The organism is Amycolatopsis japonica, assembly GCF_000732925.1.
GTDB classification, from domain to species: domain Bacteria; phylum Actinomycetota; class Actinomycetes; order Mycobacteriales; family Pseudonocardiaceae; genus Amycolatopsis; species Amycolatopsis japonica.
In genome coordinates, this window is record NZ_CP008953.1 from 5,038,068 (window position 1) to 5,064,453 (window position 26,386).

The following is a 26,386-nucleotide window of genomic DNA, read 5'->3' on the forward strand; positions in this document are numbered from 1 at the left end:
GGGTAGCCGCGAGGGAACCCACCACCGCGAAGGGGCGAGACCTGTGGCACAGCATCGAGAGGACGCGAAGAACGAGCAGCTGGACGGAAGCCGGGTGGATCCTGAAGGATCCGTGCTGACGACACAGCAGGGAGTCCGGGTCGACCACACGGACGACTCGTTGACCGCGGGCAGCCGGGGGCCGACACTGCTCGAAGACTTCCACGCCCGCGAGAAGATCACCCATTTCGACCACGAGCGCATCCCCGAACGGGTCGTACACGCGCGCGGCGCGGGCGCCTACGGCTTTTTCGAGGCCTATGACGACGCGCTGGCCGACTACACGGTCGCCGAATTCCTCACCAGCGGCGAGAAGATCCCCGTGTTCGTGCGGTTCTCCACCGTCGCCGGTTCCCGAGGCTCGGCCGACACCGTGCGCGACGTCCGCGGCTTCGCGACGAAGTTCTACACCCGCCAAGGCAACTACGATCTCGTGGGCAACAACATGCCGGTGTTCTTCATCCAGGACGGCATCAAGTTCCCCGATTTCGTGCACGCGGTGAAACCCGAACCGCACAACGAGATCCCGCAGGCCCAGTCGGCGCACGACACCTTCTGGGACTTCGTCTCGCTCCAGCCGGAGAGCCTGCACATGGTGCTCTGGCTGATGTCCGATCGCGCCCTGCCGCGCAGCTACCGGATGATGCAGGGGTTCGGCGTGCATACCTTCCGGCTCGTCAACGCCGAGGGCAAGGGCACTTTCGTGAAGTTCCACTGGAAACCCGCCCTCGGCACGCATTCCCTGGTGTGGGACGAATGCCAGAAGATCGCGGGCAAGGATCCCGACTTCAACCGGCGCGACCTGTGGGACGCCATCGAGTCCGGCCAGTACCCGGAATGGGAACTGGGCGTGCAACTGGTGGACGAGGACTCCGAGCACGACTTCGACTTCGACCTGCTGGACGCCACGAAGATCATCCCCGAGGAGCAGGTGCCCGTGCGCCCGGTCGGGCGGATGGTCCTGGACCGCAACCCCGACGACTTCTTCGCCGAGACCGAGCAGATCGCCTTCCACACCGCGAACATCGTCCCGGGTATCGACTTCACGAACGATCCGCTGCTGCAGGCCCGGAACTTCTCGTACCTCGACACTCAGCTGATCCGGCTCGGCGGCCCCAACTTCTCGCAGCTCCCGGTGAACCGGCCGATCGCGCCGGTGCACACCAACCAGCGTGACGGATACGGCCAGCAGAACGTCCACAAGGGACGGACGAGCTATTTCCCGAACTCGCGTGGCGGCGGCTGCCCGGCGATCGCCGATTCCGGCGTCTTCCGGCACTACACCGAAGCCGTCGCGGGCAACAAGATCCGGGACCGCAGCGAGAGTTTCAAGGACTTCTACAGCCAGGCGACGCTGTTCTGGAACAGCATGTCGCCGATCGAACGCGAGCACATCGTCGCGGCGTTCCGATTCGAGCTCGGCAAGGTCGAGGACCGGGAGGTCCGGGCGCGGACGGTCGCCGAGCTCAACAACGTCGACCACGATCTGGCCGCCGAAGTCGCCGAGGGGATCGGGGTGAGCGTGCCCGCCGCTCCCGCCACGCCGCACCACGACCGCACGTCCCCCGCGCTTTCCCAGCTGAACCAGCCTTCCGTGGCGCCGACCAGCCGGAAGGTCGCGGTGCTCGCGGCCGACGGCGTCGACACGATCGGCGTCGGCCGCCTGGTCGAGGCGCTGACCGCCGAGGGCGCGATCGTCGAGGTCCTCGCGCCGACCGAGGCCGAACTCCGTCCGGGTGGTGAAGGGGATCCGCTGCGGCCGGACAGGCAGCTCAACACCATGGCTTCGGTGCTTTACGACGCCGTCGTCGTCCCGTGCGGCCCGAGCGCGATCAACGTCCTCGAACGCGACGGCTACGCGGTGCATTTCGTCGCCGAGGCCTACAAACACGGCAAACCGGTGGCCGCCTTCGGCTCGGGTCTGGACCTGCTGCGCCGGGCCGGGGTGACCTCGAAACTGGCCGACGACGCCGAAACCCTGATCGACCAGGGCGTGGTGACCACCACGGCGGCCGAGGCGACCCTCCCCGACGGCTTCTTCGCCTCGTTCACCGCGCAACTCGGCGAACATCGCTCGTGGCTGCGGAAGACCGACGCGATCCCCGCGTGAGTTTGCCGCCGTGGCTCCCGGGTACCGGAAGAGGGTGACCGACCTCGACTACACGATCGTGATCCCGACGACCGGCCGGGAGAACCTCCGCACGCTCCTGGCCGGGATCGAAGCCGCCGGAGAGCCACGGCCGGCGCGGATCGTCGTCGCCGACGACCGTCCCGGCGGCGACGACCTGCGGCTTCCCTCGTCCACCGTGGACGTCGAAGTCGTCCGCTCCGGCGGGCGCGGTCCGGCCGCGGCCCGCAACGCCGGCTGGCGGCACGCGAAGTCCGAATGGATCGCCTTCCTCGACGACGACGTGCTGATCGGCTCGGACTGGCCGCGGAAACTCGTCGAGGACCTGCTCTCCCTCGGCCCGGAGACGGCGGCGTCGCAGGCCCGCCTCGTCGTACCGCTGCCGCCGGACCGCCGCCCGACCGACGACGAACGCGGGACGGCCGGGCTGGAGACGGCCCGGTGGATCACCGCCGACATGGCCTACCGCCGGTCCGTGCTCGCCGAGGTCGGCGGCTTCGACGAGCGCTTTCCCCGCGCCTACCGGGAAGACTCGGATCTGGCCCTGAAGGTCGCCAAGGCCGGTCATCTCATCGCGCGCGGCGAACGCGTCACCGTCCATCCGCCCAAACGATCGGGTCCCCTGGCCAGCCTGCGCGCCCAGCGGGGCAACGCCGACGACGCGCTCATGCGGCACGAGCACGGTGTCCTCTGGCGGCAGCAGACCGACGCCGGACACGGGCGGCTCGAACGGCACGCGGTGGCCACCGTGAGCGCGGCCGGCGCCGTGGCGTTGTTCGCGCTGGGCCGCCGCAAGGCCGCCGCCGCGGCGGCCGGGCTGTGGGCGGGGCTGACCGCCGAGTTCGCGGCGCGCCGGATCGCCCCGGGGCCGCTCACGCCCGGCGAGGTCGGGCGCATGCTCCTGACCAGCGTGCTCATCCCGCCCGCGGCCTGCTATCACCGGCTGCGCGGGGAGCTGAAACATCGGCTGTCGCGGAGGCCGCAGGCTCTGCTGTTCGACCGCGACGACACCCTCATCGTCGACGTGCCCTACCTCGACGACCCCGACGGTGTCCGCCCCGTTCCCGGCGCCGGAGACCTCCTGCGCGCTGTGCGCGCGGCGGGGATCAGGATCGGCGTGGTCAGCAATCAGTCCGGGGTGGCCAAAGGCCTGATCACCCCGGACCGGCTGGCCGCGGTGAACGCCCGCGTCGAAGAGATGCTCGGCCCGTTCGGCACCTGGCAGGTCTGCGTGCACGACGACGGCGACGGCTGCGCCTGCCGGAAACCCGCGCCCGGGCTGGTGCGGCAGGCCGCGGAGGCACTCGGCGTGGACGTCCGGCGCTGCGTGGTCATCGGCGACACGGGAGCCGACGTCGACGCAGCCCTCGCGGCCGGGGCGCGCGGAATCCTCATCCCGACCGCCCGGACCCAGCCGGAGGAGATCGAGCGTGCCCGCCGCCGGGCGACCGTCGCGCGCGACCTCGCCGAAGCCGTCCACCTGGCCGTCGCGGGTTCCCGATGAACGTCCTGGTCGCGAGGATGGACAACCTCGGCGACGTCCTGCTGGCCGGTCCGTGTGTCCGCGCGGTCGCGGCGGGTGCCGAACGGGTGGTCCTGCTGGCCGGCCCCCGTGGCCGCGCCGCGGGCGAACTGTTGCCCGGCGTGGACGAGGTCGTCACCTGGTGCGCGCCGTGGATCGACCCCGAGCCGCCGCCGGTCGCCCGGGACGAGACCGAAGCGCTGGTCCGGCGTCTGCGCGAATACTCCTTCGACGCGGCGCTCGTGCTGACGTCGTTCCACCAGTCCCCGCTCCCGCTGGCCCTGCTGCTGAGGATGGCGGGCGTGCCCTGGATCGGCGCGATCAGCGAGGACTACCCCGGATCGCTGCTGGATCTGCGGTACCGGGTGCCCGGTGACCCGCCGGAACCGGTGCGGATGCTTTCCCTGGCCAAGGCGGCGGGCTTCTCGTTGCCGCCCGGCGACGACGGCGGGCTCGCGATCCGCGGGCCACTGCCGCCGGTGGAGAGGCTGGTCGGCGACGAGGACTACGTGGTCGTCCACCCCGCCGCGTCGGTCCCGGCGAGGCAACCATCTGCCGACCGCTCGGCCGCGATCGTGCGGGCACTGCAGGCCGCCGGACGCCGTGTCGTCGTGACCGGCTCGCCGTCGGAAAGCGCACTGACCAGCCAGGTCGCCGGGGACGCGCTCGATCTGGGCGGCCGTACGGACCTGCCCGAACTGGCGTCCGTACTGGCCGCGGCCGACGTGGTGGTGGCACCCAACACCGGCCCCGCCCACCTCGCGGCCGCCGTCGGCACCTCGGTGGTCTCGTTGTTCGCCCCTGTGGTGCCGTCGTCGCGCTGGGCGCCGTACGGGGTGCCGTCCGAAGTGCTCGGCGACCAGCACGCGGCGTGCCGGGACAGCCGGGCCCGGGTCTGCCCCGTGCCCGGCCACCCGTGCCTGGACCGCGTCGCGCCCGAAGCCGTCGCCGACGCCGTGGCGCGCCTCAGCCGGGCGTGGTCTCGCCGCCCAGCGCGGCGATGACCTCACCGCTGTAGTACGACGACAGCCGGTTGGACGCCAGGAAGACGTATGACGGCGCGAGGTCGTCCGGATGAGCGGCGCGCTCGAACGGGACCTGGAGGCCGAACTTCTCCACCTTCTCCGGCGGGAACGTCGACGGGATCAGCGGTGTCCACACCGGACCGGGCGCGACACAGTTGATCCGCACACCGCGATCGGCCAGCGCCTGCGCCATCGCGTATGTCCAGGCGTGCACGGCGCCCTTGGTCGCCGAATAGTCGATCAGCGATTTGTTGCCCCGCAAGCCGTTCACCGAGCCGGTGTTGATGATGACCGAGCCCTCGCCCAGATGGGGCAAGGCGGCGTTCGTCACCCGGAAGAAGCTGTGGATGTTCACGTCGAAGGTATGCGTCCACTGCTCGTCGGTGAGCTCCTCGGGGGAGTCGACCGGCCATTGCGTGGCGACGTTGTTGACCAGGATGTCCAGCCCGCCGAGCTCCTTCACCGTCCGGTCCACGATCTCGCGGCACTGCGCCGCTTCAGCGAGATCACCCGGAAGAAGGAGGCACTCACGCCCTTCGGCGCGAACGCGTTCCTCTGTGTACTTCGCGTCCTCGTGCTCGTTGAGATACGCGATCGCCATGTCGGCGCCTTCTTTCGCGAAGGCGATGGCGACCGCGCGGCCGATCCCGGAATCGCCGCCGGTGATCAAGGCACGCTTGCCGGCCAGCAACTCGCGGCCCTCGTAGTCCTCCATGGAGTCACGAGGCGGCGGGTCCATCTTCGACGTCACGCCCGGCGGTTCCTGCTGCTGCGGCGGCCGGAGTTTCTCTGCCATCGGGTTCCCTCCCGTCGGGTGCTTTCGGGGAGGGTTACCCGGATGGCCGCGCGCCTGAACATGGCCCTTGCGGCGCCCGCGGGCGCGTTGCGAAAGCCACTTTCGGGACGTCTGATGTCCCGAAAGATGCTCCTATTGATGTCAAGGGGTGTGGGTGAGGGTGGCGAGGTCTGCGATGAGGGCTTGGTGGATTTCGCGGGCTATGTAGCGTTTGAGGCAGCGGATGATGTGGCGTTTGGGGAGTCCTTCGGTGGTGCGTCGTTCGACGTAGGCGCGGGTGCTGGGGCAGTGGCGCATGCGGACGATGGCGATGCGGTAGAGGGCGGCGTTGGCGTGGCGGTCGCCGCCGCGGTTGAGGCGGTGGCGGGTGGTGCGGCCGCTGCTGGCGTGGATGGGTGCGGCGCCGCAGAGGTGCGCGAAGCGGGCTTCAGTGGTGATGCGGTCGGGGTTGTCGCCGGCGGTGGTCAGGAGTTGCGCGGCGGTGTCGGGGCCGACGCCGAACAGGGCGGTGGTGGCGGGCAGTGCCTGCCGGGTCAGGGTGGCCAGTTCTGTTTTGGTGTCGGTGATTTCGTCGGTGAGGTGCTGGATGCGGCGGGCGAGGCGGCGTAGCGCGGTTTTGACGGCGGTGCGCGGGTCGGTGAGGTCGGTGCCGGGGCGGAGCCGGGCGCAGGTGGTGATCAAGGTGGTGCCGGTGAGCGGGGTGAGGGTTTCGCGCAGCGCCGCGGGGGCGGTGACGATCAGGGCGTCGAGCTGGTTGAGCGCGGCGGTGCGGGACTTGACCGCTCCGTTGAGTGCTGTGCGCAGTGCGGAGATCGCCGCGGCGGGGCCAGTGCCTGCTTTCGGGGTCGTGCCGGCCTGACCGGACAGCACGGCGCGGGCGGCGTTGATCGCGTCCTGGGCATCGGTTTTCCCTGCGCGGCGGCGGGTGTGCCGGTCGGGCTGGTTGACCTCCACCACCGTGACGTCCTCGGCGGCCAGGTGGCGGGCCAGCCCGGCGCCGTAGGAACCGGTGCCCTCGACACCCACCCCGGTGACCACGCCAAACCCGCCCAACCAGGCCAGCAGAGCCGTGTATCCGGCCGTGGTGGCCGGGAACGTGCGGGTCCCCAGACACCGCCCGAGGTGATCCAGCGCGGCGGCGGTGTGGGTGTCCTTATGGGTATCGACCCCGCCGGTCACCAGGGTCGTGTCGACGGCATGCTGCTGATCGGTCATCCTGGTCACTGCCATTCCGTGTCTCGATCGGGTTGAACGGATGGCACGTACCGGGCCGGGATGGACAACACAGTGATGGGTGTCCTGGTGGCACAGGCTCCTATCAAGTCACATCCCCGGCCTGGTCACGTGCATGAACAGAGACCCAGCACGAGCCGGCAGATCTTTCGCAAGACAACCCCAACCAGGGCGTCAGTGGCTTTCCGAGCCAGACCCCGCCAGAACTCCATCCACACACATCATCATCACTGTGGCTTTCGCGACACGCTCCCCGGCCGATCTCGTCCGCAGGTGTTGCGAAAGCCACTTTCGCAACGTTCAAGGTTGCGAAAGTGGCTTTCGCAACCACCTGCGGCAGGACTGTCCGTGAAGGCCTCCTTGAGGGACTCTGGGTCCCTCAAGGAGGCCTTCACGGACTTGTAATGCGCCACACAAGCCCCATGAGCACCAGCAGTCACAACGGCCGCGCGTGAAGGACCCCTTCCCTCGGCTCAGCCGAGGAAACTCGACCTTCACACCTTCCCGAGTACATGAAGGCCCCCTTCACTGCGCTAGACGCAATGAAGGGGTCCTTCACGTACCACGAGGCCCAAGCCTCAGTGCACCCGCCGATCCCCGGCAACCCCCCGATACCGAATCGTCCACAAGCTCCGCCGGATGTAAGTACGCTGCAGCCACCGATCCCGCCCGTTGTGCCGCGCGAAGAACTGCGACCGCGCGTGCAGGCCCTTCCGGTTGTTGATCAGCAGCGCCGTCCCCGGCTCGAGCTTGACCTGATGCGCGACCTCACGGCAGACCCGCTGCAGCTCCTCCAGCGCCTGCTCCGCCTCGACGGTCTCCCCCACCACACCGTTGGCCGACACCGCCACTTCGGGCGATTCCGCCGGCCCGGAGATCACCGGCACCAGGTCGGAGAGCACGTCCGCCCCGTTGGCCACGTCACGCACGTAGCTGCCGGGCGCGTTGAGCCGGAACAGCGGACGGCGCAGGACGTCGAGCACTTCCGGGTCCAGCGCGGCCGAGATGTCCCTGCCGTCGGCGTAGTAGGTGACGGCTTCCTTGTTGCCGTCCTGGCGGACGCAGTTCAGCACCAGGAAGTCCGGATTGGACACATCGTAGCGGCCGACCTCGTCGTGCACGATGTCGTTGTGGAAGTTCAGGAACACGTGCGAGCTCTGGTTCGTCTGGCTCCGCGCACCCGCCGACACCGGGACGACGTCGTGCACGAGCCGCCCGCTCTTCTCGGTGGTGAACCCGACGGGCTCGCCGAGCAGCTGGCTCAGTCCCAAAAGGACGGTCTCCGCGACGAACGTCTTCTTGTCCTTGCTGGGTTCGCCGTCGATCGGCGTCTCCGGCAGTTCCGGGTCCACCGGCAGGTTGCGCACGAGCGCGACGCCGGGGGTGTCGACGTGCCTGCCGAAGTCCAGGATCGTCTGCAGCTGGTCGATCGGCAGCTTCGAGAACGTGACCCGGAGCATCGCCAGCGAACGGTCGATGTCGTCGACGGGGTTCGGGAAGGAACGCAGGTCTCTCCCGATCGTGTTCCGGACCTCGTCGTCGAGGACGACCTCGGCGAAAGTGCTGACTAGGGTTTCCTTGCTGGTCATGGTGTCCTATCCACTTTCCGCCGCCGCTGGACCGGCGGTCTCGTCTTGAACCTGGAAATGAGGGTGAGCGCGGGGGCGGTCGCGATCGTCGACACCAGCGTCATGATCACGAGCATCGCGAACACCGCCGGGCTGATCACCTTCAACTGGAGGCCGACGTTGAGCACCACCAGTTCCGTCAGCCCCCGGCAGTTCATCAGCGCCCCGAGCGAAAGCGATTCGCGCCAGCCGACACCGGTCAGCCGCGCCGCCGTCGTGCTGCCCGCCCACTTGCCGAACACCGCCACCGCCGTGATCAGCACGGTCCAGAGCCACAGCGAGCCGGAGCCGAGCAGGCTGAACTCGGTGTGCAGCCCGGTGTAGGCGAAGAAGAGCGGCAGCAGCAACGTCAGGGTCACGCTGCCGAGCTTCCCGGCGGCGCGGGCGACGACCGGATCCTTCCTCGGCGCGATCACCCCGAACAGGAAGGCGCCGAAGATCGCGTGGATGCCGATCTCGTTGGTGGCCAGCGCCGACAGCATGATCCCGCCGAGCAGGATCGCGAGCACCGCGGATTCCGGCACGCGCGCGAGCACCTTGGCCAGCAGCGGCCGGACGACGTAGACCATCGCCAGGACGAACGCCAGGGTGAGCCCGACGGTCAGGAAGACCTCCGACGGCGTCCCGCCCTGGCTGACGGCGACCACCACGGCCAGCAGGCACCAGGCGGCGACGTCGTCGACGGCGGCGCAGGTCAGCGCGAGCGCGCCCAGCGGCGTCTTCGCGATGCCGCGGTCGGTCAGGATCCTTGCCAGCACGGGGAACGCCGTCACGCTCATGGAGACCGCGATGAACAGGCCGAAGGCGAGGAAGCCGACGTCACCGCCGAAGGCCGGGTACATGCCGAGCGCGAGCACGATGCCGCAGACCATCGGCAGCGCGATACTGACCTGGCTGACGGTCACCGCGGTGAACCCGCGCCGCCGCACGGCGTCGAGGTCGATCTCGGAACCGACCAGGTACATGAAGAAGATCAAACCCAGCTGCGACAGGATGTTGATCGCCGAGACCACCCCGCCGGGGAACAGCCAGCCGAACGCGGCGGGCCAGACGATCCCGAACAGCGACGGTCCCAGGAGGATGCCGGCGACGATCTCGCCGATCACCGCGGGCTGGCCGAGCCGCCGGGCCAGGACACCCGCCAGGTGGCAGGCGCCCAGGATCACCGGGAGCGCGACCAGCAGGCGCGCGTAGGTGTCGGGCCCGCCGCCCGCGGCCTTGGCCCCGGCGCTCGCGACGGGCGCGTAGGCCGACCCCAGGCCGAGCACCACCACGACGACCGCCGCCGGAACCGCGATCAACGCGGCCCCGACGAGGATCCGGCGCAGCGCGGTACGCCCGCTCCGCTCCTGTACAGCCGATTCCATCTATTCTCCTTGAGCGGCGCGCAGTTCCAGCGTGCAGCATTTGACGCTGCCGCCCGCCTTGAGCAATTCGGACAGGTCCGCGCCGATCGGTTCGAAGCCGTGCTCCCGAAGCTGCGCGGTGAGCTCGGTGGCCGCCTGCGGGAGCACGACGTGCTTGCCGTCGGAGACCGCGTTGAGGCCGAACACGGACGCGTCGGCTTCGGAAGCCAGGATCGCGTCGGGGTACAGCTCTTTCAGCAGCAGACGGCTTTCTTCGGAGAACGCCCCCGGGTAGTACATGACCGTGTCGTCGTCGAGGACGGCGAGCGCGGTGTCGAGGTGGTAGTAGCGCGGGTCGATCAGCGTCAGCTTGGTCACCGGGCGGCCGAAGAACTCACGGGATTCGTTGTGCGCCTCCGGATTCGTCCGGAACCCGGTCCCCGCGAGGATGGCCTTCCCGGCGACGAGGTAGTCGCCCTCCCCCTCGTTGACCCACTGCGCCTGCCGCACGTAGCGGTATCCGTTGTCGCGGAACCACTTGAGATACGCGTCGGACTCCCCTGCCCGCTGCACGTGGTGGAACCGCGCGACGAGCACCTGCCCGTCGACCACGGTGGCACCGTTGGCCGCGAACACCATGTCGGGCAGACCGGGCAGAGGATCCAGCAGCTCGACCTGATGCCCCAGATCGGCGTAAAGATCACGCAGCCACTCCCACTGCGCGATGGCCAGCTCGGTGTCCGTCGGCTTCTTCGGGTCCATCCAGGGATTGATCGAGTACTCGACGTCGAAATACGTCGGTCTGACCATCAGGTAGTGCCGTTGGGTGGCAGTCCGTGACACGCTTCCTCCACGCGGTTTTGGGCGTCTTTCGCCACCGGGCCCTGGGTGAGGGCCCGGTTTCGTCGAACAGGATCCTTTGCTACTTCTGGGTTTCGGAGAGTTTGACCTCGATCTTCCCGGCCAGGTCGTTCGCGTTGCGCATGGCTTCGTCGAAGGACGCGCCGAGCGCGCCGATGCCGCCGAAGATGTTGTTGCCGAGCGGCGGGCGCTTGATCAGGTCACCCGGCTTGGCGAAGATCTTGAGGTAGTACAGGGCTTCCGATTCGTTCACCGCGGGCGGGACGTCGATCGAGGCGATCACCCCGCCGGGGCAGATCAGGCACATCGCGGCGGTGTGCAGCCCGGTCGGGCTGAAGTGGTGGACATCCGGCCGGACACCGCGGGAGACGTCCATGAGTCCCCGGATCGGGTCGTACCCGGCGGAAAGCCGTGCCATATGGTCGAGTCCCCCGCCGCCCGGGCGCACGGCGATCTCCAGCAGGAACGGCTTGCCCTGGTGGAACCGGACTTCGGCGTGCAGCGCGCCGCGGGTGAGACCCTGGGCCCGCACGCCGGCGGCCACCACCGCGTGCACCTCGGCCACCTGCTCGGCAGTGAGCGACGTGGGCGCGTGGTGCACGTCGTCGTCGAAGGTCTCGCCCTCCGAGGTGACTCTGTCCACAATGGAACCGAGGTAGACCTCGTCGTCCCAGGCGACGGCTTCGATGAGATGTTCGTGACCGTCCAGAAAGGACTCGACGAGCAGGCCGTGCGGGCCGAGGTCGAGCCCTTCGGCCTCCATGTTGTACCAGGTCATCCCGTCGATGCCTTCGCGTGCCTGCGCGTAGCGTTCCCGCATCTTCTCTTCGTCGTCGACCCGGAAGACGAAGTTGCTGGCCGCGCCGAGGGTCGGCTTGAGGATCACCGGATAGCCGAAGTCCTCGGCCGCTTGCAGGGCCGCGTCGAGGTCTTCGACGAACCGGAAGTCCGGATGCGCGGCCCCGCCCTTCTCGTGCGCCTGCCGCATGATCAGCTTGTTCCGGCTGGTCCGCGCCGCGTCCACGCCGATCCCGGGCAGGCCGAGCGCCTCGGCGACCGCGGCGACCAGGACGACGCCGGACTCGGAGAAGGTGAGCACACCGTCGAAGGATTCTTCCGCGTGCCAGGCCTTCGCGTGCCGGATCAGGTCGTCGATGTGGTTGCTGCCGGCGATCCGGTAGCGCTCGGACGGCCAGAGATCCTCGGTGCCGACCCCGTTGAGCACATACAGCACCCCGCCGAAGTCCTCGATCTGCTGGTACCGGGGCAGGTAGTAGTAGGAGTTCTGGCTGGCTTCCAGCGCGAGCAGTTTCACGACACACCTCGTAGGGCAGGACGGATCGGGTGGACACCGCCCGCTCGCACGAGCGGCCGGTCGAGCGGTTCGAGTCCGGTCTGGACCGGGTCGGCGCCGGTCAGGCGCGCGGCCAGGGACCGGGCGATCAGCGGGGCGAACTTGAACGACGAGCCGCCGCACGCCGCGTAGGACAGGACCCGGTCGCCGAGGACGGCGAGCATCGGGCCGAGGGTGGAGCGCCGGGCCAGGTAGTGACAGTCCCGGGTGTCGACCAGCCAATCCCGGCGGAAACCCGGGATCAGCGCGGCGAACGTGTCGATCAGGTGCTCACGCCACCACGAAGGCACGGTGGCACCGCCGACCTCGTCGACGACCCGGCACGCGCTCGCGGCGCTGAGTTTCAACGGCGTCCCGGCGACGGGCGGCACGAGCCACGCGCCCCCCGCCGAGCCGAGCGACGTGATCGCCGGGGTGGCGGCCCACGCGGCGGCGTCGGCGGGCGGGACGTCGCAGTAGAGCATCGTCTGCCGGTGCAGCACGAGTTCCCTGGACAGCGCGGGAGCCAGCAGCTCCCGGGACCACGGGCCCGCCGCCACCAGGACGGCGTCGCCGCGGAGGATGCCGCCGTCGGCCAGCCGGACTTCGGCCCGGTCGGCGTCGATCCCGATCACCTTGCGGTGCGGGTGGAGTTCCGCGTTCGCGTGCCACCGCAGGCGGGTGGCGCACGCCGTCAGCACCCGATCGGCGAGCAGGACGCCCGCGTTTGATTCGAAGACCGCGCCCGTCCCCGGTACGAACCCGGCGTGCGGGAACTCCGCGGCGAGTTCGTCCGCGCCGAGCACTTCGGCCTTGGATCCCGCCGTGGCCAGCAGATCCCGCGCGGCCGCCGCCCCGTCCGCCGTCATCGCGGTGAGCGCGCCGACCTGTTCGTAGAACGACGTCGACGTCGAATGCTCCAGTTCGAGCCACGCGTGATGCGCGGCGACCGCGGCCGCCGTGGCCGCGAGGTCGCCGGGATGCAACGCGCGCAGCACGCGGTGCCGGTCGAACGAAGTCGCACCGGAGAACGGGATGTCCGCCTGGTCGGCGAGCGCCACTTCGTGCCCGGCCGACACGCATTCCAGCGCCGTCAGCAGCGCGATGACGCCGCCGCCCGCGAGCACGACTCGCATGGTCTTCCCCGTTCGTTCGGGCGCCACGAGGTACCCGGATGCCACAGCTGGGAGTGGCATCCGGGCCTTACCCTCGTTGGGCAAGGATTCAGGAGGCGCGCGGGGTCACGAACGTGTCGTTGATGACGTAGCCGTCGAGGCCGTACGTCTCCCCGTACTCGATGAGATCGCTGGTGCGGTTGAGGAAACCGCGCCCGTTGTTGTTCAGCGAGGTGTTGCACAGCACGCTGAACCCGGTCTGCTCGCGGAACGCCTCGAGCAGGTCGGTGATGCCGGCGTTGCGTTCCCGCGTCACCGTCTGGGTGCGGGCGGTCCCGTCGACGTGCGTGATGGCCTTCAACTCGTCGGAGGTGACGTGGTTGAAGTACAGCATGTACGGGTCCTGCACCGAGCCGACGAACCACTTCGGAGCGTCGGATTCCAGCGCGATCGGGGCGATCGGGCGGTAGTCCTCACGGCGCTTGATCTTGTTGAGCCGCACGGTGGTGTCCACGGTGAACGGCGCGGCGAGGATCGACCGGTTGCCCAGCGCCCGCGGGCCCATCTCGTACCGGCCGCGTGCCCAGCCGATGATGTTGCCGTCCTTGATGTACTTCGCGACCTCGCTCGCCACGAGCGGCCGCGTCTCGTACTTCGCGGGATCCGGGACGACGTCCTCGACGAAGTTCTCCCCCGCGTAGACGTCCCACTCGATGGTCGCCTGTCCGGTGTAGAACCATTGCGCGTCGATGGCCGTGCCCAGCGCGGAACCGCTGTCGTTGGGGCAAGGCGGCACGAACACCGAGGAGAACAGGCCGCTCTCCCGCCACAACCGGTTCCAGTCGCAGTTCAGGCCGCAGCCACCGGAGATCAGCAGCGGCAGGCCTTCGGTCAGGTTCTTCTCCGCGTAGTCGTAGAACCGGTTGAAGATCGCCTGCGAGTGTTTCGCCGCCGCGTTGCGGTATTCCTGCGACCACACCCCGGCGTTGTACAGATGGGACCAGGACATCTCCTCTTTGGACAGACCGAGGATGATGCCGTCGCGGTCGAGGATGAAGTCGATGGTCTTCTGCTCGTCCGGCGTGAGCGGGCCCGGCTCGGCGAACCCGGTCAGCGCCATCTGCTTGCCGGCGTCGTTGAACCGGAACTTCCCCTTGCCCAGCGGGAAACCCGGGTCCGCCAGCGCGAAGAGATACGCGTACTTCGCGCCGGGGTCGGTCAGGACGTGCTGCAGGTGGGTGGCCTCGCCGCGCTCGTCGATCCGGTAGAAGTCACCGATGTTCCCTTCCCACACCAGGGAGTAGTACGCCTGGCCGGGTGCCGCGGGGGCCATCCCGAGGGAGGTGTAGATATGCGAGCGCTCGTGGGTGGAGGAGAAGTACCGCACGTCCTTGCCGAAGAACTTGCCCGCCTCGTCGGAGATCGCGCCCTCGCCGACACCGAAGTATCCGGTGCGGGACGGCGGTTCCACCGAGAACTCCCCCTTGACCCAGCCGCCGAGCGCGACCACGTCGGGCTGCTTGTCGAGCATGCCCGCCGCACGCGCCATCAGCTCGCCGGTGATCCGGTCGTAGCGCGGGTAGTTGTCCTTTTCCGACTCCAGCGCGAACAGCAGCTTGCCGTCCTCGATCGCCACGATCCCGCCATCGTGGCCCTCCTTCATCGACAGAATCAGCATTGTGTCACCGAATTTCGCTCGCCTTCATTCGTCGACTCATTCAAGCCGCGCGGCCCGTTGACCGGAAGCTCGGCGCGGGGAGAACAATCAACCTTCGGACGAGCCACCCGGCAGGGTGCGCACGGCCTCGTGGCGCAGCGATTCGAACGCGTTCTTCCGTGCCCGGTGACCGGCCATCGGGACGGCGGCGGCGAACGAGCCCGGCTCCCGTTGCCGTTCGGAGGCGAACGCACTGACCAACCGGGAGACCGCGTACCGGCCGGCGACGTTGGCGCGCTGGAGAAGTCCGGCGTCCACCACGGACTCGAGGAGTTCGTCGGCGGTCTCGATCATGATGCCCATCGCCGCGGCGATGCCGATCGACGTCGTCCAGCCCGCCCCGCTCTGCCCGAAGTGGTGGATGGCCTCCCGTTCGGTGGGCGAAAGCTGTTCGTACGCCGCGATGAACCGGTCCCGCACGTTGACGTCACCGACGCAGAGGCTGTCCATGAGCCGTTCGCGATCGGCGAGCTGGCCCGCCGTGTACGCGATCGCCCACTCCGGGCGGGCGGCGATCTTGCGGCCGACGATGTTGATCGCCAGCGGGAGGTCCCCGCACAGTTCGGCGATCATGTCGGTGGCGTCGTGCTCCGCCCGCACCCGGGCCGGCCCGGCGATCCGGCCGATCAAGGCCAGGGATTCCTTGCGGGAAAACGTATCCAGCTCGACACGGTTCGTGTCCTCCAGCCCGAGCAGCCGGGCGCGGCTGGTCACCACGACCTGGCTGTGCGGGGCCTGGCCCAGCAGCGGCCGCACCTGGCCCTCGTCCCGGACCCCGGCCAGGAGCACGAACAACCTGCGTTCCGCCAGCAGGGATCGGTACAGCCCGATCCGCTGCATCGGGTCGTCGGGCACGAGATGCGCCGGCACGCCGAGCGCGCGCAGGAATCCGCGCACGATCCCGTTGGCCGACCGGCCGCCGGTTCCGCTGCCGCCCAGATCGGCGTAGAGCTGCCCGTCCGGGAAGTCCGCCGCCACCTCTTCCGCCAGCCGCAAGGCGAAAGCCGTCTTCCCCACCCCGATCGGACCACTGACGAGCAACGGCACCTTGACCGGGCCGCTCGCGCCGATCATCTCCGCGGCGTCGGCCAGATCCCCTTCCCTGCCGACGAAAGTCCTCGATCCCATCGGCAGCTGGGCCGGACGGGCGAGCCGGATGACGCCGGATGCCAACGCGTGCACGCCATCCGGCGGTGCTTCGGCCTGCTGTGGCACGGACGCGCGTTCCTCGCGCACCTCCGCGCCGCCACCCGTCTGTCCCGCGACGCTCCGCCAACGCCGTTCCCACGCCGCGCGATCCCCACCGCACGCGGAGACGAACGCCAACGTCACGGCGAGCGTGGGCAACCGGTGGCCACTCGCCGCGCTGGACAGCACGGAAGGTGCGAACAGTGCCGTCCTGGCGAGTTCCCGGTAACTCGGGTTTCCCGCCCGGTTCCTCAAAACGCGCAGATCGTGAGCGAATGCGGCGATCGGACCAGTGGAGCCGTCCAACGGTCGCTCGGGTCTGCCCATGCCAACTCCTCCCCTGGATGGGGTAACGCAATCGCGCTGCGTGACCGTCATCCTTGCAGCCTTCCTGGCCACAACCCTAAAGGACCAATGAACGATGCAGCAGATACAAATAGGTGACTCAATGTACAAAGTCCAATAGTTGGACGCGGAAATTCACCCCCTTGGTGGCACCGGATAGGGTTCGCCCATGTCTGACCCCCTGCCGCCACTCGCCGAACTCCGGCGAGCCGCCGAAGTGTTCAACGGCTTCACGAATGTGGACGCCTCATGGCTTCGACTCGTGGAAGAAACGCAGTCCGCGATCGACCTGTCACAGCCCGCACATCGCACAATTCTTCTTCGCTGGCTCAACTCGTGGGGATGCCGGATCCGGTACCCGCGGGAAGGCGAGCCCGCGCCGTTCGACGACGGGGTCCTGGCCTGGTGGGAGACCTGGAGCGCCACGCTGCCCACCGCCGACCTCGTCGACCTGACCGACGAGGGGATCGACAGCGCCGCGAAGGCGTACGCGGACCTCGCGGGTGTCGCCGTCTCAGCGGGACGGACGAGGCGTACGCTGGGCCCGACCGCCGCGGCCAAGGCACTGTATGCGTTGCGGCCCAACACGATCATGCCGTGGGACGCCGCCATCGCGGCGACCCTCCACGGCGCGCGTGACGGCGCCGCGTTCGGAAGGCATCTGCGACTCGGCCGCGCGTGGGCCGCCGCGGTGACCGCGGAGGCGGGAGACGGCGGGGCGGAGATCCCCGCCCTGATGGGCAGGCCCGTGTCACTGGCGAAGATCCTCGACGAGTACCTCTACGTCGCCTTCACCATGGGCGCCAAGGGTGACTGGGGCACGGACAGCGGAGAATGGTGGAAAAATGGTAACCGGGGATGACGTCAGAGAGATCGTTTCGGGGCTGCCCCGCGCCTATGAGGCGCTGGTCCGGGACCGGGCGAAGTTCCGCGTGGGGCGAATCGTCTTCCTTTCGCTCTCACCCGACGAAACCGTGATGGGATTCGGCTATCCCAAAGAAGAGCGGGAAGCGCTGGTGGCGGGCGAGCCGGACAAGTTCATGATGCCGATTCCCTCCGATATGCGCTATCAGTGGGTCCGCGCCCGGCTGTCCGCGCTCGATTACGAAGAGTTACGAGAGCTGATCGTCGACTCGTGGCGAATGTGCGTCCCGAAGAAGGTCTGGGCCGAATACCTCGAAAAGAACCCGAGCTGAACTGCTCCTTTCGGCGTGCGCCGTTCAGCCCCCTCGATTGCCCTTTTCGGTCCCGTGAATTGCGGGTTCGCGTGATTGAACGGACGACACACGTGATCAGATGGACGACACACGCGAACTCCGTCCAGTCACGCGTGTCGTCCCTCCAGTCACGCGTGTCGTCCGTCTGATCACGCGAGTTCCGGGGCCAAGCACGCGTGAAGGCCCCTTCCCTCGGCTGAGCCGAGGGAAGGGGCCTTCACGCGCGAAAGGGGCTACTCCGCGACCTCTTCGATCGCCGAGGTGCCGCGGGAGCCGGGGTTCCCGTACCGCTCCCAGACCTCGTTCAGCCGGATCCGCCCGTCCGGCAGGAACTCCGGGGTGTTCGTGCTGTGCCCCGAGATCACCTGACCGCTGGCCAGCACCATCGTGTAGGCCATGTCGATCGTCCCGTCCTCGCCGCACTTCCCGGTCAGCGAGCCGAGCCGCACTCCGCCGCCGGTCAGCTCGGCCCACACCAGATCGTCCTTCTGCCGGTACAGGGTGACCGGCGCGTCCGGGTCGGTGCTGACCTTGCGGAACCGTTTCCCGTCGTAATTGATCATCCGTCCTGCTCCGTCCGTGCCGATGAACCGGGGAACCAGAGGTCGTCCGTGGTGAGATCCGCGAGGTCGTACTTCCCGAGCGCGCTGGCGAGCAACCGCAGTTCGAGTTCCAGGCACCGCACCAGCCGCACGAGCCCTTCGGTCGCGTCCTCGTCGACGGCGAGCAGCGCCGCCCGGCCGAGGCCGACCGCGGAAGCCCCCATCGCCAGGCACTTCAGCGCGCGGGCGCCTTCCCAGATCCGCCCCGACACCAGCAGCGACGCGTCGTGTTTGCCGACCCGCCGCAGGCATTCCACCAGCGGCAGGCCCACCTGGTCGAGGAAGACCGACGGCGCCCAGCCGGTGCCGCCCTCCGCGCCGTCCACGGTGACGGCGTCCGCACCCGCCGCCCACGCGACCCGCGCCGCCTCGCCGACGTCGCGGCCCGGGTGCAGCTTCACCCAGGCACGGGCACGCGGGTAGTTGTTGCGCATGAGGTGGATCTGCTGGCGCAGGATCTCGCCGGTGAACGTGCCGGGACTGCTGGACCGCAGCACCATGGCCTGATCCCTGCCGAACGCTTCGTCCACTGTGTACTGTTCGGCGATCTCGCCGGCGGCCGTGCGCGAGAGCACGGTCATCCCGCCGAGTCCCGGTTTGGCGCCTTGACCGACCTTGAGCTCGAACGCCAGCCGCCCGGTCTCCAGCAGTTTCGTCGCGGACGGGTCGCTGTAGACGAGGTTCCACACCTCCGCGTCGGCGTCTTCGGTGCTCTGCTGGACGACGACGCCGCCCAGCCCGTCCGGTACGGCGTCGGCGTACGCGCGGATCCGGCCGAGCAGACCGTCCTCGACGCTCTCGCCCATCCGGCCGTAGCCGTGCATCGGCACGACGTTCTCGCCGATCACCATCGGCATCCCGAGCCTGCCGGCCTGCTCGCTCGCGGCGATCCCGAGCCCGCTGCCCGCGACCTGCGTGGATCCGAACGCGCACAGGAACACCGGCGACGGCGCGGTGAACCCGCCGAGCACGGTCGACAGGCCGACGTCGCCGTACACCGGTTCGCGCGCGAGGTCGAACATCTTCTCCAGGCGGCGCGGGACGAACACCGGCGGCACGATCCGCGCGCGGTCGAGTTCGTCCGGCGGGGTGTCGACGTCCGCGCCGAACAGCGACCGGCCGTATCCCGCGACGTCGGGGAAGATCGCCGCGCTGCCTTCTCTCGCCCTGGCCCGGATCGCGTCCTCCGGGAGCTGCCGCGCGGTGATCACGGCGTCGCGATCCCGGGCAGCTTCGGATACGCGTTCGCCTGCCAGATCGCGTCCAGCCCGGCGATGTAACGCGTCACCCGTTCCAGCCCCATCCCGAACCCGGCGCTCGGCGGCAGCCCCTCGCGCGCGAGGTCGAGGTACCAGGCGTACTTCGCCGGGTTCTCCCCCGTCTCCCGCATCCGCTCGATCAGCCGCCGGTACTCGTGCGTGCGTTCACCGCCACTGCAGAGCTCGCCGAACCCGTCGGAGGCGATGAGGTCGAAGTTCCGCAGCACCCCCGGCTCGGTGCTGGACTCGCCGTCGGTGAACCCGCGCGACCCCTTGGGGTAGTCGACGATGAAGAACGGCCGGTTCGTCTGCTCGGAGATGATCCGCTCGCCCTGCCAGTCGATCTCCGCGTCGGCGCTCTGCCCGTGCCGCAGGCCCTGCAGCCGCGACACCGCCTCGCGATGCGTCATCCGCTCGAAGTCCTCTTCCAGCAGCGCGGTGAACGCCTCCTGGTCCCGGCCCAGCGTGGCGAGGTCCACTTTGGACTCCCGCAGGGTGTGGGCGACGATGTGCCGCAGCAGGCCCTGCGCGACGTCGAGGACCTCCTCCCGGCTCGCACGGGCGACCTCGACGTCGATCTGGGTGAACTCGACCAGATGCCGTCCCGTGGTCGAGGTCTCCAGCGGCTCCAGCCGCACGTTCGGGGCGACGTAGAAGATCTTGTCGAACGCGAGCAACGACGCCTGCTTGTACAGGATGACGCTGGTCATCATCTTGTACTTGTGCCCGTAGTAGTCGACGTCGACCTGTTTGGCACCGCGGCATCCCGGGTCGGTCACCGGCCCGATCAACGGCGGCTGCAGTTCCACGAACCCGTTCATGCCGAGGTACTCGCGGGTGCCGGCGGTGATGCTGTTCTGGATGCGCAGGGCCGCCTGCGTCACCGGCGACGTCAGATGTTCGCGGGTGCCCGGCGGCAGCGCCGCGTCCGGTGTTCCGGTCATGTCCTACTCCCCTGTGTCAGTCGGTTCACGGTCTCGATTCCGGGTAACCCGTACTTCTCGTCGAACGACCGCTCGACGTACCGGAGCGCGTCCAGCAGATCGTTCGAGGTCATCCGCCGGTCGCCGGGCAGGTCGACGAGATCGCCCAGCGGCATCGCGCCGATCCGCTGCCACTCCAGGCGGCCGCCGTCGGCCAGCCGCCCGCGGGCGCGGCCGGCGTTGTCCGGGTGCAGGCAGAACGGGACGTCCAGCTGGCCGCGTGCGAACGCGGTGACCAGCGCCCTGCCGAGGTCGTTGTCGAGCGAAAGAACGTTGTCCACCAACGCTTTCGCCTGCGCGTGGATCCCGGTGTCGCCGAGCCTGCCGATCCGGGAGACACCCCGCGCGGCCTCGGCGGCGTGCTCCAGCGCGGTCACGTTCTCCGCCACGGTCGGCAGCCGGTGCGCTTCGGCGGTGGTCTTGACGATCAGCCTGCTCGCGCCGGTGCGGGCCGCCAGCCGCGCGGACTCCGCGATCAGCTCCAGCGCGCCGCCCGGTGTCCTCGGGTAGACGCCCATGTAGCCGTAGATCACCACATGCGTCCGCGCGTGCGGCACGTATTCCCTGATCAGCGCCTGCAGCGCGGCGACGGCCTCCTCGTCCTGCCCGGCGTGGGTCTGCTGCGCGTAGCTGAAGGACAGGCAGCGGATCCCGTGCCGCCAGAAGAACATCCCCTCCAGCACGCTCAGCGCGACCAGCAGCGCGGGCGGGCACAGCTGGCCCATCATGCAGCCGCCGAAGGTCTCCAGATGCGGCTCCAGTTCGGGACCCCGGGCCTCCGCCAGCGTCTCGCAGGAACGCCGCCAGTTGTCGACGGCCGCCGAAAGCGGCATCCGGCTGTACGGCAGGCAATACGACACCGGGCCGCCCTCGGTCGCGTGCAACCCGAAGTCCAGCAGCGCCCGCACGATCCGGCGGGGATCCGCCGAACCGTGCCGCACCTGCACCGGGAAGTCCCCGGTCAGCACGCCGTCGAGCAACGCCGCCGTCGTCACGGGATCGTGGTCGACGAGCGGGTACCCGTTGAGATCGGCGCCCGCCGCCAACGCCGCGCGCGCCGCCTCGTGGTCGCCGACCCTGGTGTAGCTGTCGATCGTGATCGTGCCGACCGTCGCGGCCCGCGCCGACCGGGTCGCCAGCAGCCCCCTGGTCATCCGCCCCGGATCGGCGAACCCCATCCGGGGCTGGACGACCAGCTCCCCCTGCGCGTGGTGGCGTGCGACCACCTCGCCGAACGAAAGTCCCCGCCGCGGGGCGAGCACGTTCATCCCGCGCCCAGCGGGACACCGGGAGCGCGGACGGACAAGGTGCGGAGGAACGTGCGGAACGGGGTCAGCCCGGCGGAGTCCTCGAACACCGCGTCGAAGCCGGCCTCCAGCAGCCGGGCCGCGTTGCTGCCGCCCGTGACGTCGAGCTTCCCGCCGATGACGACCGGCGTCGTGACCAGCTCCGCCCGGGCGCGGAAGGCTTCCATCAGCCGGACGCCGTCCTGACGCCCGTGCCCGTTGAGGCTGCTGATCACCAGCAGATCCGGCCGCCGGGTGACGCATTCGCGCACGATGGTCGCGTCCGGGACGCAGGCGCCGAGGTTGGTGACCCGGCAGCCCAGTTCCTCCAGCAACAGCTCCAGGTACACCAGGTTCCAGGTGTGCGCGTCGGACGAGAGCCCGGTGACGATCACGTCGAGACCGGCGTCCGGGAGCGTGGGCTGGACGGCTTCGATGGTCATGGTGCAGCGTTCTCCCTCTCTCCTCGGTCCGGCCGCACGTCGATCTCGATCAGCGCGACCGCCTCTTCGGCCAGGCGCGAAGCCTCCGCCGGGCTGTCCGCGGTCACCATCAGATCGCCGACGCGGTCCCACGAACTGCGCAGCCCGTCGAACCGGTCGCCCGCCGAAACACTGACGTCGCACATGAACACGCCTTCGGACTGCGCCGCCTTTTCCACCCCGCGCACGTCCTCGATGAGGCCGGGCTCGATCGACAGGAACCGGACCGCGGCGCCGCGTTCGGCCTTGCGTGGCAACAGGTCCACGACCGGCTCGTCCTTCATCACCGAGAAGTAGGCGCGGTTGAGCTCCACCGGGTAGGCGCGCTGGATCAGCTCGATGATGCCGTCGCCGGCGAACCGGCCGGCGCATTCGACCAGGTACGGGACGCCGTCCGAGACGATCCACTCGCAGTGGACGATCCCGGTGCGGAAGCCGGTCGCGGCGGTGAGTCGCCGCGTCTCCTCGGTCAGCGTCGCGGTCAGCTCGTCCGGGATGTCGGCGGGGACGATATGCGCGAGTTCGATCGGCCGCGGACCGGGGAACAGCCGTTTGCCGGTGACGTTGGCGAACAGCGGCTCGCCGTCGCGCAGCAGCATCTCGACGCTGAACTCGTCTCCTTCGACGAAGCTCTCGGCGAGCATCTTCAGCTCCATCGCGCGGTCCGGGACGAAGATCCCCTCGTCCTGCACGACGCAGTTCGTCCACGCCTGCTCGGCCTCGGCCGGGTCGGTGAGCACCTGCGTCCCCACCGACGCCTGCCGGTTCGACGGCTTCAGCACGGTCTTCCCCGGGTGCCGCGCCATGAACTCACGGACCTGCTCCGGGCTTTCGACCCGCGCCGACGCCGGGTTCGCGATCCCCGCCGCCCGGCTGACCAGGCGCAGCACCGCCTTGTCCCGCAGGATCTGGGCCGCGCCGAATCCCGCGCCCGCCACGCCGTAGCGTTCCGCGAGCCGGGCCGCGAACGGGGTCGCGTACTCGGTCAGCGGGACCACGGCGGCCGGGTCGAGGTCGTGGTGGACGTGGTAGAACTCGTCCGCCTTGCCGGGCAGGTGGAACTCCCATTCGATGAGCTCGCGCACCAGCGCCGAACCGGCCACGGTCTTCCGCGCGTCGCGTTTGCGGACGACGTCGGGCTCTTCGACGAAGATGACCGAGCCGTCCGGCTGGAAGTCCTTGATGGACGATCCCAGCGCCGCGGCCACGAACCCGACCAGCACCACCGGGCGCGTCATGACCCCTCCTCGACGTAGTACCAGTTCTCCGGGTTGATCAGGCCGTACGGGTTGATCGGCGAGAACCCGCGCAGGTTGCCCGCGACCTCGAACAGCCGTCGCGGGAACGTCGGCATGAAGATCACCGGCGCCTGCTCGGCGATGTACTCCTGGTACTCGTAAAGCGCTTCGAGCGAGTCCGTGGTGACGGTCTTCGCGATGAGCTCGTCCGCCTTGGCGTCGCGCCAGTTGCTGAAGTTGCAGGCGGCGCCGCTCTGGAAGAGGTTCTCGCCCGTCGGGTAGTTGTAGACCCAGCCGCCGCCCCAGCAGGACAGCTGCCACATCCGCTTCTCGCCGGGACCGTCCTCCGCCACCAGGACCGACCCCATCACCTCTTCGAGGCGGATCTCGATCCCGGCCTTGGCCGCGTCGTCCCGGAACTGCGCCATGAGCCGCGCCAGCGACGGCCTGCCTTCCCAGTAGCGCAAGGAGAAGCTCAGTTCGGTGCCGGCCGGGATGCCCTCGCCCGCCTCGCCGGGGCCGGTGCCGGGCCGGACGCACACCGCGGGTGAAGTGGTGACGTCCCAGCCGTTGTCGGCGAGTAGCTGCCGCGCCTTCTCCAGGTCGAACGGCCAGAATCCGCCGCGTTCGGCGATCTTCGGGGAGACCAGGTCGCTCTTGGGCAGCACCGGGATCGATCCCGTCTGGCTCCAGCCGTAACCCTGGTAGACCTCGCGGGCGCCGTACTCCTGGTCGAAGCAGCTCTGCAGCGCCTGCCGGACATAGGGCTGCCTGATCATGTTCCCCGCGACGGTCGGGTTGCTGAAGTTGACCGCCATGAAGTTGATGTTGAACAGGATCTGCGGCTCCAGCTGGAACCCGTCGCCCAGCGGGTTCGGCCCGCCCTTCGTCGGGTCGCCGTCGGGCTGGACGCCCATCCCCGGCGGCAGGAAACCGACCTGGACGTCGCCGGACCGCAGCAGCTCGTACTGCTGCTCGTCCGACGTCGTCGAGACCTGGCGCAGCTCGTCGAGATGCGCCGGATTGGGCCCGCTGTAGTGCTCGTTCGGGACGAAGGTGACGACACCTTCCTCGGTGTAGCTCTTGAGTCGCCACGGTCCGTTCACGACACTCCACACCGGACTGTCGGCCCAGCGTGTGCGATGCGAGTTGTCCTCCTCGACGACGTCGCCGTTCTCCGCCATGAGGAACTCGTAAACCGCTTCGGCCTGCTCGATGTCGTGCGTCGCGTCGGCCGGGCCCTCCGCGGTGCGGTCCCACGCCTTCGGCATCGGCGTGATCATGGTGAGCTGGTTCAGCAGCACCCAGTTCTTCGAGTACGCCTTGTCGAAGGTGAAGCTCACCTTGTCATCGGCCACCTTCTCGAACGACACCAGGTTGTCCGGGAAGTAGCCCTCTGAGTAGGCGCCGAACCTCGGCCCCTTCACCTTCAGCATGTTCATCCAGAAGATGACGTTGTCCGCGCAGACCGTCTCGCCGTTGGACCACTTCCACGGTTTGATCCGGACTACGCAGGTGCGGCCGGTCTCGTCCCACACCGGCTCTTCACCGACGCTGAGGTCCCAGTCGATCTCCGGCGCGCCGTCCCGGCCCAGCCAGTACAGCGGCCGGTACATCAGCATCTGGAACTCGTAGAGGCTCCGCACGCCGAAGCGCTCGCCCGGGGTGAAGGGGAAGATCACCGCGGGCGGGAACCCGGGCAGGCAGGCCCAGGTCGCCACGCCGCCCTTGATCGGCTTGTCCGTCATGACTTTCGCTTCCTCCGCAGTTCGGCCGCGCTTACGCGGCGGTCGCCTCGAGAACCTCGGCCGGTCGCTGCTTCTCCTGCGCCGACAACGGTTTCGCCAGACTGAAGTAGGTGCCGATCACGATCGCGCCCTGCAGGATCGCCAGCCCCCAGAACGCGTAGGGCACGGTGGTCGCGTCCGCCAGCGCGGACAGCCCGACCGTCGCCCCGACACCGAGCCCGAGCCCGAGTGCCTGGGTGCTGCCGAAGATCCGGCCGACCCGCTCCTCCGGGCTGGCCCGCATCAGCAGCGTGCGCGCCGCGATCCGGCCCTGCGCGAAACAGAAGCCGGCGAACGGGATCGCCGCCATCAGCGCGATGTAGTGCAGTGGCTGGATCGCCAGGCAGATCAGGTTGCCGAGAGTGCCGAACACGGCCAGATGGATGCCCTTGAACCGTTTGCTGACCTTGCCGTACGCCGCCGCGCCGACGATGAACCCGACACCCGCCAGCGCGTCGACCACGCCGATCATCCACGCGCCCTGGTTGAAGGTCTGCAGGATCAGCGTCGTCAGGATGACGTTGGCGACCATCAGGCCGATGTTGCCGTTGGCGTACAGCAGCGCGAGCCGCTTGATCGGCTGGCGCACCGGGGCTTCGACCGGCGCCGACGGGTCGGTCGCCGCGGCCTCCTCGGCCACGGGTGCCTTGGCGGGCTTGCGGCCGATCGCGTAGACCAGCACGGCCGAGAGGATGAAGCTCAGCGAGTTGAACACGAACAACGGCGTGGCACCGAACCAGATCACCAGGAAGCCCGCCAGCGAAGACGCCAGCAGCATGCCGGCGTTGCTCGCCATCTCGAAATGCGAGTTGAACTTCCCGAGCCGCTCGTCGCGGATCCGTTCCTTGATGAGGCCGTTGCTGGCGGGCATGAACAACGCCGCGGTGCAGGCGAGCATGAAGTTCGCTATATAGGAACCGAGGTTCGCCGGGCCGCCGAGCCACAGCCACACCGGCAGCGCGAACGCGGTCATCGCGCTCACGAGGTCCGCCGCCACGCACAGCATCCGGCGGTCGACCTTGTCGACCAGCTTCCCGAACAGGACCGCGAGCGCGACCTGCGGGATGGACACCGCGATGAACAGCCAGCCGACCGCGAGGGTGGTCTGCTCGGCGTGGAAGACCAGGATCGCGGCGGCGGTGATCTGGAACGCGTTGCCCGCCGTGGTGACGAATCCCGCCGGGACCAGCAGGCGTTCGGCGAGCCGGGAACTCCGGACCGCGTCGGTGGATGGGGTGCTGTCGAGTGACATGGTG

22 protein-coding genes are annotated in these 26,386 nt (G+C 69.1%); 5 read left to right on the top strand and 17 right to left on the bottom strand.

Going from position 1 to position 26,386, the window contains the following annotated elements; genetic code table 11:
• Positions 1 to 43 precede the first annotated feature (43 nt).
• Genes AJAP_RS23185 through AJAP_RS23195 form a run of 3 tightly spaced genes read left to right on the top strand, consistent with a single transcriptional unit; the run spans position 44 to position 4,693 of the window.
• Complete coding sequence (locus tag AJAP_RS23185; RefSeq protein WP_038515202.1) at positions 44 to 2,149, top strand: catalase; 2,106 nt, start codon at positions 44 to 46, stop codon at positions 2,147 to 2,149.
• Positions 2,150 to 2,183: 34 nt separating this feature from the next.
• A complete protein-coding gene (locus AJAP_RS23190) occupies positions 2,184 to 3,671 on the top strand; it encodes an HAD-IIIA family hydrolase (protein ID WP_038515205.1) in 1,488 nt (495 codons plus the stop codon).
• Positions 3,668 to 4,693, top strand: coding sequence for a glycosyltransferase family 9 protein (locus AJAP_RS23195; RefSeq protein WP_038515207.1), 1,026 nt, complete (start codon positions 3,668 to 3,670; stop codon positions 4,691 to 4,693). The genes AJAP_RS23190 and AJAP_RS23195 overlap by 4 nt, the downstream gene beginning before the upstream one ends.
• Here AJAP_RS23195 and AJAP_RS23200 read toward each other — a convergent pair.
• The 9 genes from AJAP_RS23200 to AJAP_RS23240 all read right to left on the bottom strand — a co-directional run bounded on the left by AJAP_RS23200 (position 4,656) and on the right by AJAP_RS23240 (position 16,258).
• On the bottom strand, positions 4,656 to 5,510 hold the full coding sequence (locus AJAP_RS23200; RefSeq protein WP_038515208.1) for an SDR family oxidoreductase: 855 nt from the start codon (positions 5,508 to 5,510) through the stop codon (positions 4,656 to 4,658). The genes AJAP_RS23195 and AJAP_RS23200 overlap by 38 nt on opposite strands.
• Positions 5,511 to 5,651: 141 nt before the next feature.
• Positions 5,652 to 6,725, bottom strand: a complete 1,074-nt coding sequence (locus tag AJAP_RS23205) for an IS110 family RNA-guided transposase (RefSeq protein WP_038508549.1) — start codon at positions 6,723 to 6,725, stop codon at positions 5,652 to 5,654.
• 596 nt (positions 6,726 to 7,321) lie between these two features.
• Positions 7,322 to 8,332, bottom strand: a complete 1,011-nt coding sequence (locus AJAP_RS23210) for a TauD/TfdA family dioxygenase (protein WP_038515210.1) — start codon at positions 8,330 to 8,332, stop codon at positions 7,322 to 7,324.
• Positions 8,329 to 9,738 carry a cation:proton antiporter domain-containing protein gene (locus AJAP_RS23215; RefSeq protein WP_073842215.1) on the bottom strand — a complete coding sequence of 470 codons (1,410 nt, stop codon included), beginning with the start codon at positions 9,736 to 9,738 and terminating at the stop codon, positions 8,329 to 8,331. The genes AJAP_RS23210 and AJAP_RS23215 overlap by 4 nt, the downstream gene beginning before the upstream one ends.
• A complete protein-coding gene (gene ddaH, locus AJAP_RS23220) occupies positions 9,739 to 10,560 on the bottom strand; it encodes a dimethylargininase (protein ID WP_038515212.1) in 822 nt (273 codons plus the stop codon).
• A gap of 79 nt (positions 10,561 to 10,639) precedes the next feature.
• On the bottom strand, positions 10,640 to 11,893 hold the full coding sequence (locus AJAP_RS23225; protein ID WP_037344324.1) for an ATP-grasp domain-containing protein: 1,254 nt from the start codon (positions 11,891 to 11,893) through the stop codon (positions 10,640 to 10,642).
• On the bottom strand, positions 11,890 to 13,047 hold the full coding sequence (locus AJAP_RS23230) for an NAD(P)/FAD-dependent oxidoreductase (RefSeq protein ID WP_038515214.1): 1,158 nt from the start codon (positions 13,045 to 13,047) through the stop codon (positions 11,890 to 11,892). Before AJAP_RS23230 ends, AJAP_RS23225 begins: the two co-directional genes overlap by 4 nt.
• Positions 13,048 to 13,135: 88 nt before the next feature.
• Positions 13,136 to 14,704 carry a carbamoyltransferase C-terminal domain-containing protein gene (locus tag AJAP_RS23235; protein ID WP_037344321.1) on the bottom strand — a complete coding sequence of 523 codons (1,569 nt, stop codon included), beginning with the start codon at positions 14,702 to 14,704 and terminating at the stop codon, positions 13,136 to 13,138.
• Between the two features lie 87 nt (positions 14,705 to 14,791).
• Positions 14,792 to 16,258: an NB-ARC domain-containing protein gene (locus AJAP_RS23240; RefSeq protein ID WP_038515216.1), complete on the bottom strand. Its 1,467-nt coding sequence runs from the start codon at positions 16,256 to 16,258 to the stop codon at positions 14,792 to 14,794.
• 187 nt (positions 16,259 to 16,445) lie between these two features.
• Here AJAP_RS23240 and AJAP_RS23245 point away from each other — a divergent pair, with 187 nt between their 5' ends.
• On the top strand, positions 16,446 to 17,138 hold the full coding sequence (locus AJAP_RS23245; RefSeq protein WP_038515217.1) for a hypothetical protein: 693 nt from the start codon (positions 16,446 to 16,448) through the stop codon (positions 17,136 to 17,138).
• Positions 17,122 to 17,472: an MmcQ/YjbR family DNA-binding protein gene (locus AJAP_RS23250; protein WP_037344315.1), complete on the top strand. Its 351-nt coding sequence runs from the start codon at positions 17,122 to 17,124 to the stop codon at positions 17,470 to 17,472. Before AJAP_RS23245 ends, AJAP_RS23250 begins: the two co-directional genes overlap by 17 nt.
• A gap of 254 nt (positions 17,473 to 17,726) precedes the next feature.
• On the opposite strand, the gene AJAP_RS23255 is transcribed toward AJAP_RS23250, so the two are convergent.
• Genes AJAP_RS23255 through AJAP_RS23290 form a run of 8 tightly spaced genes read right to left on the bottom strand, consistent with a single transcriptional unit; the run spans position 17,727 to position 26,382 of the window.
• Positions 17,727 to 18,056 (bottom strand): hypothetical protein, encoded by a 330-nt coding sequence (locus AJAP_RS23255; RefSeq protein WP_037344313.1) that lies wholly within the window; start codon positions 18,054 to 18,056, stop codon positions 17,727 to 17,729.
• Positions 18,053 to 19,306, bottom strand: a complete 1,254-nt coding sequence (locus AJAP_RS23260; protein ID WP_038515218.1) for a glutamate synthase-related protein — start codon at positions 19,304 to 19,306, stop codon at positions 18,053 to 18,055. The genes AJAP_RS23255 and AJAP_RS23260 overlap by 4 nt, the downstream gene beginning before the upstream one ends.
• A complete protein-coding gene (locus tag AJAP_RS23265; RefSeq protein ID WP_038515220.1) occupies positions 19,303 to 20,298 on the bottom strand; it encodes an asparagine synthetase A in 996 nt (331 codons plus the stop codon). The genes AJAP_RS23260 and AJAP_RS23265 overlap by 4 nt, the downstream gene beginning before the upstream one ends.
• Positions 20,295 to 21,605, bottom strand: a complete 1,311-nt coding sequence (locus tag AJAP_RS23270) for a methylaspartate mutase (protein WP_038515222.1) — start codon at positions 21,603 to 21,605, stop codon at positions 20,295 to 20,297. Before AJAP_RS23270 ends, AJAP_RS23265 begins: the two co-directional genes overlap by 4 nt.
• Positions 21,602 to 22,066, bottom strand: a complete 465-nt coding sequence (locus AJAP_RS23275) for a cobalamin B12-binding domain-containing protein (protein ID WP_038515224.1) — start codon at positions 22,064 to 22,066, stop codon at positions 21,602 to 21,604. Before AJAP_RS23275 ends, AJAP_RS23270 begins: the two co-directional genes overlap by 4 nt.
• Positions 22,063 to 23,343: an ATP-grasp domain-containing protein gene (locus AJAP_RS23280; RefSeq protein ID WP_038515226.1), complete on the bottom strand. Its 1,281-nt coding sequence runs from the start codon at positions 23,341 to 23,343 to the stop codon at positions 22,063 to 22,065. The genes AJAP_RS23275 and AJAP_RS23280 overlap by 4 nt, the downstream gene beginning before the upstream one ends.
• Positions 23,340 to 25,091, bottom strand: a complete 1,752-nt coding sequence (locus AJAP_RS23285) for an ABC transporter substrate-binding protein (protein WP_038515229.1) — start codon at positions 25,089 to 25,091, stop codon at positions 23,340 to 23,342. The genes AJAP_RS23280 and AJAP_RS23285 overlap by 4 nt, the downstream gene beginning before the upstream one ends.
• 31 nt (positions 25,092 to 25,122) lie before the next feature.
• Entirely contained in the window at positions 25,123 to 26,382 is a 1,260-nt protein-coding gene (locus AJAP_RS23290; RefSeq protein ID WP_038515231.1) for an MFS transporter, read from the bottom strand.
• Between the last annotated feature and the right edge of the window lie 4 nt (positions 26,383 to 26,386).

Excerpts from the sequence above, each read along its gene's own strand:
- AJAP_RS23210 (WP_038515210.1), bottom strand. The coding sequence starts at position 8,332 with ATGACCAGCAAGGAAACCCTAGTCAGCACTTTCGCCGAGGTCGTCCTC.
- AJAP_RS23200 (WP_038515208.1), bottom strand. The coding sequence starts at position 5,510 with ATGGCAGAGAAACTCCGGCCGCCGCAGCAGCAGGAACCGCCGGGCGTG.
- AJAP_RS23230 (WP_038515214.1), bottom strand. The coding sequence starts at position 13,047 with ATGCGAGTCGTGCTCGCGGGCGGCGGCGTCATCGCGCTGCTGACGGCG.
- AJAP_RS23270 (WP_038515222.1), bottom strand. The coding sequence starts at position 21,605 with ATGAACGTGCTCGCCCCGCGGCGGGGACTTTCGTTCGGCGAGGTGGTC.
- AJAP_RS23250 (WP_037344315.1), top strand. The coding sequence starts at position 17,122 with ATGGTAACCGGGGATGACGTCAGAGAGATCGTTTCGGGGCTGCCCCGC.
- AJAP_RS23265 (WP_038515220.1), bottom strand. The coding sequence starts at position 20,298 with ATGACCGGAACACCGGACGCGGCGCTGCCGCCGGGCACCCGCGAACAT.
- AJAP_RS23255 (WP_037344313.1), bottom strand. The coding sequence starts at position 18,056 with ATGATCAATTACGACGGGAAACGGTTCCGCAAGGTCAGCACCGACCCG.
- AJAP_RS23215 (WP_073842215.1), bottom strand. The coding sequence starts at position 9,738 with ATGGAATCGGCTGTACAGGAGCGGAGCGGGCGTACCGCGCTGCGCCGG.
- AJAP_RS23290 (WP_038515231.1), bottom strand. The coding sequence starts at position 26,382 with ATGTCACTCGACAGCACCCCATCCACCGACGCGGTCCGGAGTTCCCGG.
- AJAP_RS23275 (WP_038515224.1), bottom strand. The coding sequence starts at position 22,066 with ATGACCATCGAAGCCGTCCAGCCCACGCTCCCGGACGCCGGTCTCGAC.
- AJAP_RS23240 (WP_038515216.1), bottom strand. The coding sequence starts at position 16,258 with ATGGGCAGACCCGAGCGACCGTTGGACGGCTCCACTGGTCCGATCGCC.
- AJAP_RS23245 (WP_038515217.1), top strand. The coding sequence starts at position 16,446 with ATGTCTGACCCCCTGCCGCCACTCGCCGAACTCCGGCGAGCCGCCGAA.
- AJAP_RS23280 (WP_038515226.1), bottom strand. The coding sequence starts at position 23,343 with ATGACGCGCCCGGTGGTGCTGGTCGGGTTCGTGGCCGCGGCGCTGGGA.
- AJAP_RS23205 (WP_038508549.1), bottom strand. The coding sequence starts at position 6,725 with ATGACCGATCAGCAGCATGCCGTCGACACGACCCTGGTGACCGGCGGG.
- AJAP_RS23285 (WP_038515229.1), bottom strand. The coding sequence starts at position 25,091 with ATGACGGACAAGCCGATCAAGGGCGGCGTGGCGACCTGGGCCTGCCTG.
- AJAP_RS23235 (WP_037344321.1), bottom strand. The coding sequence starts at position 14,704 with ATGCTGATTCTGTCGATGAAGGAGGGCCACGATGGCGGGATCGTGGCG.
- AJAP_RS23195 (WP_038515207.1), top strand. The coding sequence starts at position 3,668 with ATGAACGTCCTGGTCGCGAGGATGGACAACCTCGGCGACGTCCTGCTG.